At 70.2% G+C, this 8,435-nt stretch carries 5 protein-coding genes; all 5 read right to left on the bottom strand.

Annotation, left to right across the window (positions count from 1 at the left end; translation table 11 throughout):
• Positions 1 to 1,736, bottom strand: a 1,736-nt coding sequence (locus VF665_RS10325; RefSeq protein WP_331053343.1) for an alpha-keto acid decarboxylase family protein, incomplete at its 3' end; no start/stop codon positions are given.
• Complete coding sequence (locus VF665_RS10320) at positions 1,733 to 3,754, bottom strand: flavin monoamine oxidase family protein (protein WP_331053342.1); 2,022 nt, start codon at positions 3,752 to 3,754, stop codon at positions 1,733 to 1,735. The genes VF665_RS10325 and VF665_RS10320, both read right to left, overlap by 4 nt.
• An 823-nt stretch (positions 3,755 to 4,577) precedes the next feature.
• Positions 4,578 to 6,200 (bottom strand): glycoside hydrolase family 10 protein, encoded by a 1,623-nt coding sequence (locus VF665_RS10315; RefSeq protein WP_331053341.1) that lies wholly within the window; start codon positions 6,198 to 6,200, stop codon positions 4,578 to 4,580.
• 151 nt (positions 6,201 to 6,351) lie between these two features.
• Positions 6,352 to 7,761, bottom strand: a complete 1,410-nt coding sequence (locus tag VF665_RS10310) for a RagB/SusD family nutrient uptake outer membrane protein (protein WP_331053340.1) — start codon at positions 7,759 to 7,761, stop codon at positions 6,352 to 6,354.
• Positions 7,762 to 7,777: 16 nt separating this feature from the next.
• Positions 7,778 to 8,435: hypothetical protein (locus VF665_RS10305; RefSeq protein WP_331053339.1), on the bottom strand; the 658-nt coding region annotated here is incomplete at its 5' end.

Raw genomic sequence — 8,435 nt, 5'->3', positions numbered from 1 at the left:
TCATCCGCCAGCACGCGGAGCAGCGCATCCAGATCCGCGTGCGTACCCACGTCGTACCCCGTCATGGGGCGGTCCGGGGTGGAGAACACGTCGGCCAGGCGGCTGTACCGCCATGAATGCAGCTCGTTGTAGAAGCTCGGCGCCTCGCCGGAAGCGGGATCGTAAAAGCAGGGGTGAACCAGCATCTGCTCGATCCCGTAAAAGTCGCCGTTGTTCATCACCCACACCACGGTGTTCTGCCCCAGCCGGGTGTGCGTGCTCAGTTCCTGGCAGGTTTCCTGGAACGATCCGTCGCCCACGAAGGCGAACGCGCGGCGGTCGGGCCGCGCGGCTTTCACCCCCGTCACCGCGCCCACCGAGTACCCGATCGCGAGCCACGAGCCCTGGCAGAAGTAGCTGCGCGGCTGCGGCATCTTGAGGTTCTGCGATCCCAGCAGCGAGAACCCCGCGTCCGACACCACGACGTATGGCGACTCGGCATCCGTCCCGGAGCCGGTCGCGGAATCGTCCAGAAACGCGCTGATCCGCTGAAAGAACGAGTCGTACGTCAGCGGCTGCGGCGCCGGTGAGGGCGCGTCCAGCGCGGCGATGAATTCCGCGCGGCTGCCGATGCCGTCCGGCGCGTCGCCCGCCGCGCGCGCCCGGAAGTAGTCCGCTTTCCACCCCCCGGTCCCCGTGCGCTCCGCCTCGCGCCGGCACTCCACCAGCGCGTCCCGCAACGCGGAGATGAACTCGCCCAGCTTGACGTCGGGAAAGTACTGCGACCCCACGCTGACGCCCTGGTGCGCGGCAACAATCCAGTCCTCGCCCACGTCGCGGGTGCCGCCCAGGTTCTTGGAGGTGCTCCACGACCCCAGCCCGACGCGGCACCTGGCCACCTCCTTGAAGATCCGGCGCACCTCGGGAAGGCTCGCCTTGCCGTTGTACACGCCGTGAAAGAGCGGATGGTTCTCGCTGAGCGCCGACTTGCCGCCGATGGTGGTGCAGAACGGAATCCCCGTGTCGTCCACCAGAGAGGTGAACTCCGCGCGCAGGCCGTAGCGGTCGATCTCCTCTCCGCCCCAGAGAATGGGCGAGCCCAGGGTGCAGATGCGGTCCACCGCCGCCGCGACCGCCCTGGCGCGCATGGATTCATTCGCCCGCGTCGTGGGCCGGGGCAGCGGAGCAAGGGTGCCCTGGGGCGCCGCGCACGGGCCGCTCCACACGTTCTCCCACACTTCCAGGTACACGGGGCGCCGCTCCGTAAGGCAGGTGACGAGCAGCGCATCGATCTGCACGGGGGCAAGGGTGGCGTTGCTGACGACCTGCGCATCCGCCGTGACCTGGCGGAATGCGTCGACGTTGCTGCGCGTGTTGGGGCTCATGTGGCTGGTCAGCAGCCCGATGGCCCGCAGGTTCTGCCACTGCTCGTACGTGGGCGCCCCGGTGATGACGATCACGGGGATCTCTTCCACGTACGATCCGCCCACCGGCTGAATGACGCTGAGCGCGCCCACCCCGTAGGTGACCGCCACGGCCCCCGGGCCGCCCCGCGCGCGGGCGTAGCCGTCGGCGGCGTACCCGGCGTTGATCTCGTTGCAGTTGCCCACCCACCGGATTCCCGCGTTCACCGCCGCGGGCAGAAACGGTCCCAGGTGATTGCCGGGCACGCCGAACAGGTGGTCGATCCCCAGCTGCGAGAGACGTGCGGCCAGGTAGCGCGCCACCGTCCAGCCTGCATCCGCCGCCCCGCTCACGACGCCGCCTCCGCCCCGCCGTTCACCTCCAGCGCCGCGCGGACGGCGGATTCCACCGCGCCCTCGATCCACGCGTGCTTGAGCGAGGTGTGCTCGCCCGCGAAGTGCACCGGCCCTTCCGCCGTGGGGATGGCGAGGTGAAACTGCGTCAGCTGCCCGGGGGTGAACACCGCCGCCTCGCCGAACGCGTACCGGTTGCGCAGCCAGCTCTGCGTCTGCCCCTGGCCCGTGTAGAACACCTCGATGCGCCGCCCGTGCAGCGACTGCAGCCCGCGCAGGGCAAAGATGTACCGCTCGTCGTCGCTCATGGAATCCCACCGCGCCGCGTCGTCGGCCCAGCTGTAGCTGGCCAGCACCACGCCGCCCCGGCTCCCCTCCACCGGGTGCGACGGGTAGTACATGAAGCGGTTGGGATTGTCCGTCAGCGAGCCGCCCCCGAACGCGTGGGTGGCCTCGCGGTCCGGCGCGCGCTGGTGACGCAGCTCGGCGTAGAACGCCCGCTCGCGCCCGGCGATGCGCTTTTCATCCACGGACGGCGCGGCGCCCAGGAGCGACGTATCATTCGTGCCGGACTCGGTGTCGCTCTGCTCCTGGTAGTCGCGGTACATGCCGGGGCGAATGGCCTCCATCTCCCGCTCCCACTCCTCTTCCGTGAACTCCCACCAGCGGCGGCTGAACTCCAGCAGCACCTTGGTGGCGGAATCGTAGTGGAGTTCAATGATGGCGCGGCGCTTCCGATAGCTGAACATGGGGTCCACGATCACGTGCCGCAGGCTGCTGAACGGCACGGTGACAATGGCGACGTCGCCCGTGAACTCCTCGAACTCCGGCGGGCGGGTGCGGCGGCCGCCCTGGTCCTCGTGAGCCTCCTCGCCCACCGTCTTGATCCACACCCGCGGCCCGTCCGGCCCCACGTGCGTGCACTGCCCGCACTCCCCGGGGCGCGCGGGGTCCCAGTACTCCATCTGCACCATCCGCCGCCCCATGACGATCCGGTCGCGAAGAAAGTCCAGGAAGGCGTACGGAAGCCGCCAGGTGCCGCCCTCGATTTCCCAGTACGTCGCCTTGGGGTTGATGTCGCTGCGCCCCAGAAAGCTGTGGAAGAAGGAGAGCGGCAGGCGCGAGGTGAGGTTCTCGATGGTCCCCACCGCCTCGATGGCCTCGTCGCTGAAGCCGCCGTGCTCCTTGAGAAAGCCCCACATGGAGTACGGGTCGAAGTCGTAGATCACCCGCGCCCAGCCCTCTACCCAGGCGCTGAGCGGGGTCTTGTTCACCCGCCTGCCGTCGTCGCCCACGGTGGAGTAGTAGTCGCGCACCTTGTCGATGGCGCGGTTCACCAGTTCGTTGGTGGTGGTGCCGCACAGTTCCGGCGCCATGCCGAAGCTGGCGTTGACGCGGTCCGGCGCGGCGGCGTACTCGCTCTTGCGCACCTGCAGCCCGTTGACGCGGATCCACGTCTGGTTCCGCGGGGTGGGGGGCACGAAGGGGACGTCCGGCTCGCGTCCCCAGGTGCCGCTGCCGTCGAACGGGGTGTAGGTCACGGGCGGAACGGTGCCGCTCCCCGTCCCTGGCTCCACGTCCACGTTGTAGAAAAGGCGGCGCCGCAGCCCCAGCTTGTCCACCAGCGCCAGGGTGAGCGGGTGAAAGTTGGGGAGGCGCATGGCACCCGCCTCGGCGTACTGCCGCCGGTCGCGAAAAGGCGAGCCCAGGTCAGGCCGCCACTGGTCGTAGCGAAAGGTCTTGAGCCGCCCGCCGATGCGGTTGCCGTTCGCTTCGATGATGGTGACGTGATGTCCGGCCTCCTGGAGCAGCCATCCGGAAACCAGCCCGGCGATCCCGGCGCCCACGATCAGCACCTTCTTGGGCGCATCCGTCCTGGGCAGCCCCTTGTCGATCAGGATCTCCAGGTACTGCTTCACCAGGTCGCGGTCGTTGTCGTCCATCATCAGCAGCATGCGGGCGATGCGGACGCACGTGTCCCAGCGGTCCTGATCGATTTCCGGCCGGCTTTCAGCCATTGCAGTATGAAGAGGCGGATGGGGAATGAGCGGGCGGGGAACCCGAGGGGACGTGCGGCGGGGTGGAGGCGGGAGAGAAGCGCGCGGACACGCCTGGCATCTGCAACGTAGGCCGTCGCAGCCGACCCGACAAGCCGAACGCGGGCGAGACTTCAGGGGAGGCGTTGATGGCGGAAAACGACACCCTCTCCGAGTTGGACGGCCCGCCCGGCCATCCGGCCGGACCACGGTCCTGTGCGACAACGGCGGTGCACGTCGGAGGGGTGCTGTTCGGGGGGGGGGGGGGCGAGTCCCCCTCGCACAGCTGTCGCGGGGGAGAAAGAGATCAGCGGGGGCCGGCCTCCGGCGCGGGGCGGCCACTGAAGTCGCGGCAACGACGGCGCGAAGTCCGCCTGCGCGGACTGCGTCGGCGGCATGGGTGCAGGCGGAAAGAACGCGCGCGGCCGCCTGTCCAGAACGAATGAATTCGCCGCTGGAACAGCACGAAGTCCGCCTTCGCGGAGTGCGTCGGCGGCTTCGGCGCGGGCCGCGCGCTCCGGGCGGTCCGCCAGGTCGATCGAAGCCCCGATCGTGGACGCGACAGCGGCCACGAGTCGGGGCGTACCGCTTCAGAGCGGCGGATTCATCCGCTCAGGCCGACCGCGTCGCGGGTACCCGGCCGCGCACACCGGCAACATCCGCCGTGTGCAGGTGAAGTCCCCCCGTCCGTTCGGGGGGACTTTCCGCCGTGGTTGCGGCGACTTCAGTCGCTCAGCAGGCCTTTCGAGCGCGCCACCCTCCGCCTGACCCACACCGGATCCGGGCGTGCAGGCGAGCCCCAACCTCAGCGCGTGGCCGGATCGCGGCGCACGCTGGCGGGCTGGCCCTGATTGCCCACGCGGTCGATGGGCGAAACGACCACCGCTTCCGGCGGCACCGAATCCGCCGGGGTGGAAAACGTGTACGAGCGCGCGGCGCCGCTGATCACCCGGGTGCTCCACTCCGTCCCGCGGCGCGCCTGCACCGCCCACCAGCGCGGCTCCGTGCCCCGCGGCGCGATCTCCACCGTGGTCACGTTCTCCGGCGATGACTGGCGCAGGGTGAGCGCGGGCGCGGGCAGCGTCTCCGTTCCCAGCCAGGGGGACGCGGGCACCAGCGCCGGCTCGCGGTACGGACCGGCCAACAGCTTTTCAAACAGCGAGTCGCGGTTCAGCGTGGGGCGGAACGCCTTGGCGCTGAAGTGCACGTTCCCCGTGGCGCCTGCCTGCCCGCGCGTCGCCCAGATCTGGTTGGTGATCTCGTCCGCGCGCCAGGGTACGGGCGCGCCCTCGAAGGTGCGGCTGGTGAAGTTGCCCGGCCACAGGTGGCGCCGCGTGACGTTCTGCTCCGCCCACCAGCGCAGCAGCACGGGATAGCTCAGGTCCGGGCGCGAGATGGGCCAGTACAGTTGCGGGGTGAAGTAGTCCATCCAGCCCTGGCGGTACCAGAGCAGCGCGTCCGCGTACAGCTTCTCGTACTGGTCAAACCCCCGCGGCGCGATCCCCACCGGGTGGTTGGGGCGATACACGCCAAAGGGGCTGATCCCCACCTTGACCCACGGCTTGGCCGCCTTGACCTGGCGGTACATCTCGCGGACGAAGCCGTTGACGTTCTCGCGCCGCCAGTCGTTGCGCGCCAGTTGGCCGCCGCTGGCCTGGTACCGCCGCCAGCTCGGCTCGTCCGGGAAGTCGATCGGCCGCCCGGCGGCGTCGTTCTCGGGATACGGATAGAAGTAGTCGTCGATGTGCACGCCGTCGACGTCGTACCGCCGGACGACGTCCATCACCACCGCCAGCGAGTGCGCGCGGACGGCGGGCTCGCCCGGATCCATCCACAGGTGCGTCCCGTAGCGCCGGACGAGCTCGGGCCGGTCGCGGCCGATGTGGCCCGGGGGCAGCGGCGTCTTTGCGCTGGGATGGCGGGCGCGGTACGGGTTGAACCACGCGTGCAGCTCCATGCCGCGGCGGTGCGACTCTTCCACCGCAAAGGCGAGGGGGTCCCACGCGGGCTGCGGCGGGCGTCCGGCCTGCCCGGTGAGGTACTCGGACCAGGGCTCCAGCCGGGAGGGGTACAGCGCGTCACCCGCCGTACGCACCTGCAGGATGATGGCGTTCATGTTCATGGCCGCGGACCGGTCCAGCAGGGCCAGCAGTTCCGCGCGCTGCTGCTCCACCGGCAGCCCGGGCGCGGAGGGCCAGTCGATGTTGGCCACCGTGGCCACCCACACGCCGCGGAACTCGCGCGGCAGCGGCGGCGCCTGCTCGCCGGCCTCCGCCGCGGGCGAGGCCGCCGGCGCCTGCACCACGGGCGCGGGCGGCGGCGCGGGGGCCGGTCGCGCCGGCGGCGTACAGGCGCCCGCCAGGGCAGCGGCGACCGCGGCCGTCCACCGCCGCGCGGCGGAGCGGCGTCCTCCCTGAATCATCAGCATCCCGTCCTCAATCCCCATCCAGTGTGTCCCCCTCGCCGCACTCTCGTACTTCCGTCTTCCGTACTCCGCACGTTCGCACTTCCGCCCTCCCCACGCAACGAGGCCCGGCGATCGCTCGCCGGGCCTCGCCCGCACCGTCACCCCGCGCGGATCAGCTCCGCGGGTAATTGGGGTTCGCGGCGATCTCCGCCGAGGTCACCGGCAGGCAGATGCGGTCCGCGTAGTTCGTGGTCGCACTCCCCAGGTAGGACCCCGTCTGGAACTTGTTGAACGTTTCGATGTTGTCGCCGTACAGCGTACGGTAGCGGCGCAGGTCGCCCAGACGGTGGCCGTCCAGGTAGAAGTCGCGCCGGCGCTGGTCGCGCAGGTTGGCGTAGTAGTTGGCCGACGTGGTGGCGGTGGTCGGGAAGTCCGCCGCCGTCCCCGGCGCGATGACCCGCCTCGACTCGATGAAGGCGATGTTGTCCGCCGTGGGGCCCTCGGCCTCCGCGCGGATGTAGCGCGCCTCCAGCCCCGACGCCACCCGGATGGATGCCTGCCGGGTGAACTCTGCGCCCGGCAGCGTGCCCGAGTACGTGGTGTACGCCGTGGGCGAATTGGGCACGTAGGCCCGCAGCCCGCCCTGCGCCACCTCGGTGGTGGTGGGGATGGGGACCCGCGGGTCCACGCCGCGCAGGCTCTCGAACGGCGTGCCCGACACCGACGCCTGAATGCTCACGGTGAGCCGCAGCGCCGCCAGGTTGTGCAGGTTGGTGCCCGCCGCCTCATCCTGCAGGTCCGAGTAGTACGACAGGTACACGAAATTGGCCGGCACCTGCGACGCGAAGCTGATGGCCGCCTGCCGGTACGACTCCGTCTTGGTGAGCGAGTACAGGTTCAGGTTGGCCCGCGCCGCGCCCACCCGGGCAAAGTTGATGAGCGAGTCCGCGCCCGCCACGCCGCGCGTGTTCACCGGCACCGCGGCCGCCGCCACCGCCCGCGCCGCCGTGGCCACCTGAATGGCCTCCACGAAGCGCGGCAGGGCGAACGTTTCAAAGATCTGCGCCGGGGTGTACGGCGCGCTCAGGTTCACCGGCACGTCGCAGTACGTTTCGGCCAGCATCACGTACGCCATGCCGCCGTACACCTGCACGCGGGCCAGGCGCAGGTCGGAGTTGGCGCTGTCGCCGCGCAGCAGCCGGAAGCGGGCGGCCGTGCTGTCGGCCAGGCCGCGCGTACGCTGCATCTGCGTGTACGCCGTGGCGATGGTGCCGTTGCCGCTGGTCACGTCGCGCTGGTCGATCAGCGGCTCTTCGCTGAAGGTGGCGTGGTTGCGGAGCTCGTCGGTAAAGACGGCGCCAAAGTAGGCCACGTCGTCGAAGGCGCGCTGAAACTCGTTCACCACGCCGCTGGTGCCCAGCGTGAGGTAGAAGGGGTCGTCCAGCTGCTCCGGCACGATCACCTGCGGGTTTTCTACGTCCAGCAGCCCGTCGCAGGCGGCGAGCGCGCTGCAGGCCGCCAGCACCGCGCCCAGGAAGAGCGTCCTGGAGCGGCGGCCGGCGGGGTTGGAAAGATGCTTCATCGCTGCGCGCTCCCGATCAGAAGTTGAGGTTGATCGCCGCCGACAGCCGCCGGTTCTGCGGCGCGGCGTACGCATCCACCCGCACGAACGAGCGGTTGCCGTACGTGTTCACCTCCGGATCCACTCCGGAATACCGGGTCCACAGCATGGCCACGTTGCGGGCGGCGAACACCACCGAGGCGCCGCTCGCGCCCGTGCGGGCCAGCAGGCGCTGCGGGATCCCCACCGTGACCGACAGGTCGCGCAGCCGCAGGAAGTCGGCGCGCTCCACGTACGGCTCCACGTAGTTGATGATGTTGCCGTTCAGCACACCGCGCCCCGCCAGCAGCGCAAGCTCGCGCTGCTGCGCCGAGTCCGCGGCCGTCACCGGAGCAAAGAACTCGCGGGTGTTCACCGCCTCGCAGTTCCCGGCCAGGCGGCAGCGCTGGTACTCCTTGTAGTTGAACACGCTGTGGCCGCCCTTGTAGTCCAGCTGGGCAAACAGCGTCACGTTGCGGAACAGGGTGACGGTGTTGCCGAAGCCGATTTCGCGAGTGGGCGTGGGCGTGCCCACGTACTGCGCGGTGTCCAGCACCGGGAGCACGGCGCCGGCCCGCACGGTGAAGCTGTCGGGAATGGCCACCGGGGTAAAGAACGAGGCCAGCGGGTAGCCCACGCGGTGCACCTGCAGCCCC

Origin of the sequence: Longimicrobium sp., assembly GCF_036387355.1 — a bacterium.
Lineage (GTDB): Bacteria > Gemmatimonadota > Gemmatimonadetes > Longimicrobiales > Longimicrobiaceae > Longimicrobium.
The sequence above is the reverse complement of the archived record's forward strand: the minus strand, read 5'-3'. Positions and strand labels throughout refer to the sequence as shown.

Bases quoted from the DNA above. Each gene is read 5' to 3' on its own strand.
- VF665_RS10315 (WP_331053341.1), bottom strand. From the start codon at position 6,200: ATGCTGATGATTCAGGGAGGACGCCGCTCCGCCGCGCGGCGGTGGACG.
- VF665_RS10310 (WP_331053340.1), bottom strand. From the start codon at position 7,761: ATGAAGCATCTTTCCAACCCCGCCGGCCGCCGCTCCAGGACGCTCTTC.
- VF665_RS10320 (WP_331053342.1), bottom strand. From the start codon at position 3,754: ATGGCTGAAAGCCGGCCGGAAATCGATCAGGACCGCTGGGACACGTGC.